The 2,996-nt window shown below is 71.9% G+C and carries 3 protein-coding genes; all 3 read right to left on the reverse strand.

Features of this window, described 5'->3' with window-relative positions:
* Positions 1-52: 52 nt before the first annotated feature.
* Entirely contained in the window at positions 53-1,339 is a 1,287-nt protein-coding gene (locus ABD308_RS28930; protein ID WP_344340815.1) for a dTDP-4-dehydrorhamnose 3,5-epimerase family protein, read from the reverse strand.
* 136 nt (positions 1,340-1,475) lie between these two features.
* Positions 1,476-1,820 carry a hypothetical protein gene (locus tag ABD308_RS28935; protein ID WP_344340818.1) on the reverse strand — a complete coding sequence of 115 codons (345 nt, stop codon included), beginning with the start codon at positions 1,818-1,820 and terminating at the stop codon, positions 1,476-1,478.
* 180 nt (positions 1,821-2,000) lie between these two features.
* On the reverse strand, positions 2,001-2,909 hold the full coding sequence (locus tag ABD308_RS28940; protein ID WP_344340824.1) for a LysR family transcriptional regulator: 909 nt from the start codon (positions 2,907-2,909) through the stop codon (positions 2,001-2,003).
* Positions 2,910-2,996 lie beyond the last annotated feature (87 nt).

Genomic DNA, 2,996 nt, shown 5'->3' on the forward strand with positions numbered 1-2,996 from the left:
GAGCGCGGGACGCGTCCCGCGCTCACGCCCGCCGGGGGGCCTTGGGGTGCCGTCAGGTGGCGGCGGGGACCTTGCGGCGCAGCGCGACCCGGATCTGCGAGCCGTCCTCGCGGTTGATCATCATCACGGCGGGGGTGGCGTGGGTGACGGGCATGGCGCGCAGCTGCCGCTGGTCGGCGACGCGGGCCTCGTAGTACTCCGGGCCGGCGGGCACGGTGTTGGCGCGCAGCGCCGGCAGCGGGCGACGGGCCAGCGGCCAGTCGGTGACGTCGTTGCCGGGCAGGTACGGGCTGCCGTCGGCGGGCAGCAGGGTGCGCGGGCGGTTCAGGGTGTAGACGTTCTCCAGGTGCTCGAAGGCGTGGCCCACGCCCGGCGGGATCACCAGGTAGCGCTCCGGGTCGGGGAAGAAGGTGTGGGTGACGTCGGCGCCGTAGGTGGGGGAGTCGACCCGGGTGTCGATGAGGTGCAGGGTCACCTCCTGGTCGCGGGGGCCGACGAAGGTCAGCCGGTCCTCCTGCCCGAGGTGGATGCCGTACGCGTCGTGGGTGTAGGAGGTCTCGCCGTGGTCGATGAAGTACAGCGGGTGGCGGTCGAGCAGCGCGGAGAAGCCGGACTCGGGGCCGCTGGAGATGACCGGGTGGCGCACCCAGCCGAGGCCGAAGACGCTGTCCAGGGACTCCCAGTTCTTCTTCTCGTTCCTCGGCAGCGTCTTGCGCAGCTCGATGCGGTGCACGGTGCCGTCCGCCAGGCGCACGTCGCGGGTGATGGGGTACTCGTAGGACACCTTGGGGATGACGTCCCGCTGCTGGGCGGCGACCAGGTCGTACCACAGCTCGCTCGCGGGGTGCGCGTTGGGCCGGTAGAGCGGGAGCTCCTCGTCGGTGACGTTCAGCGGCAGGTTGATGATGTCCGCGTCCGGCTGCCAGTCGAGGGTGCCGCGCACCCACTGCTCGGGGTCGGGCAGGAACAGTTCGTAGGAGTTGACGGTGTTGATGAACTCCAGGCCGTCGAAGGTGTGCGCCACGCCCGGCGGGATGTACAGCGCCCGCTCGGAGCCGGGCGACCAGGTGTGCCGCTCGCGCACGCCGGCGGTGGGCGACCCCTCGCGGCAGTCGATGAAGTACCCGGTGATGGTGCCGCTGCTCGGGCCGAGGAAGGTCAGGACGTCGGCCTGCCCGAGGTGGATCCCGTAATGCCCGTAGCTGAATTCCGTTTCGCCGTGGAAAACCAGCGTGACCGGCCGCAGGGTCGGAAAGGGGACGACATAGGAGTCGTTCCCGTTCTCGATCCGCCAGTTCTTTCGCCAGCCCAGTCCGTCGATGGAGAACGACTCGTTCACAACAGTCCTCTTTCTTCCCTCTTGCTTTCCCTTTTTCTTTCCCGTGCCGGGTGGCGGCCGGGCGGAGGGGGCCGGGCCGGCCCGGGGCGCCGTACGGCACCCCGGGGCCGAGCCGTGCCGTGTCGCGCGGCTGCCGTCAGCCGAGGACCTCGACCTCGTAGCCGGCGGCCTCGGCGGCGGCGCGCAGGTCCTCCAGGGAGGTGGTGGGCAGCTCGTCGAAGACCTCCATGACGGCGGCCTGCTTGATGCCGCCCAGCGAGGCGGACAGGCGGGTGGCCTGGTCGGTGCCCACGAACTTGGTGAACGCCAGGTTCGTGAGGAGGGTCTGCAGCGCCTCGTCGCCGGAGGCCGCGGCCTCGCGCAGCTTCGCCAGGGTCTCGTCGCCCACCGCGCTCCAGTCGGCGTCGAACTCGGCGCCGCCGGCGTACAGGCCGTCCAGCATCTGGCGGGCCTCGGTGGTCGTGATCGCGTTGCTGTTCATGGTCGACTCCTTCTTTCCCGTTGCGGCCGCGGTTTTCCCCGCCCTTTTCGGCGGCCCGCGCTGTTGAATGAATTCCAGCAGCCGGCGCACCGGGTGGTCAACGAACTGCTCATTCGCTGTCCCGAAGCCTGGCAATCGGACATTCCGATGGCTCCGGGCGTCCGGCGGCGAATTCGCCGGTCAGGCCGTGGCCAGGTCCTGTTCCTGGACCAGGTAGGCGCCCACCCGTTCGATGAACAGGCGCATCTCGCGCGTCAGCGGGGTGCGCGGGCGCCGCACGAGCTGGGTGTGGACCTCCACGGGCGGACGCCAGGCCAGCGCCGCCAGCCTGCCCGCCGCGAGGTCCTCCTCCACCGACACCCGCGGCACCAGGCCGACGACGAGCCCCGCCGCCGCCCACCGCTTGGTCTCCTCCACCGTCCCGGACTCCAGCACCGACACCGCCCCGCCCGCCCCGCCCGGCACCGCCGCGCCGGCGTCGCGCCAGCGGCCGCCGCCCGACTCCGGGGCGAGGACCGGCACGTCCCGCAGGTCCGCCCCGGTGACCCGGTGCCGGCGCGCCATGTCGTGACCGGGACTGACCACCGCCACCAGCGGCTCCTGCCCCAGCACCTCGCTCTCCAGCCCCTCGTGGCGCACCTGCTCGCAGGTGACCAGGCCGAGGTCCACGCTGCCCTCCCTGAGGGCGTGCAGCACCTGCGAGCCGGTGCCGACCTGCGGGGCCAACTGCAGACGCGGGTAGCGGTGGCGGAAGTACTCGAAGAGCGGCGGCAGCCGGTAGGCGGCCAGCGAGTCCATCACCCCGATGGCCAGACGCCCCGACGGCTCTCTCGGGCCGACCGCGGCGGCGAGCGCCTCGTCCGCCAGGGACAGCAGGCGTTCGGCGAAGGGCAGCAGCCGTTCACCGGCCAGGGTGAGCCGCACCTTCCGGCCGGCGAGCCGCTCGAACAGGGCCACCCCCACCGCGTTCTCCAACGATCTGATCTGCCCTGTCACCGTCGACTGCGCGTAGTTGAGTTCGGCCGCCGCCGCGCTGAAGCTCAGCAGCGTGGCAGCGCGGTGGAAGGTGGTGAGCTGGCGAATGTCCACGTGTCGTCCGTCCTGCGCGTCCAGGCGCGCGCTGTTCTGCCCGACTGTGCGTCCTCCTCACGCCCGACCTCCGCCCCGCGCCCGTAC

Source organism: Kitasatospora putterlickiae (assembly GCF_039527695.1).
GTDB lineage: Bacteria > Actinomycetota > Actinomycetes > Streptomycetales > Streptomycetaceae > Kitasatospora > Kitasatospora putterlickiae.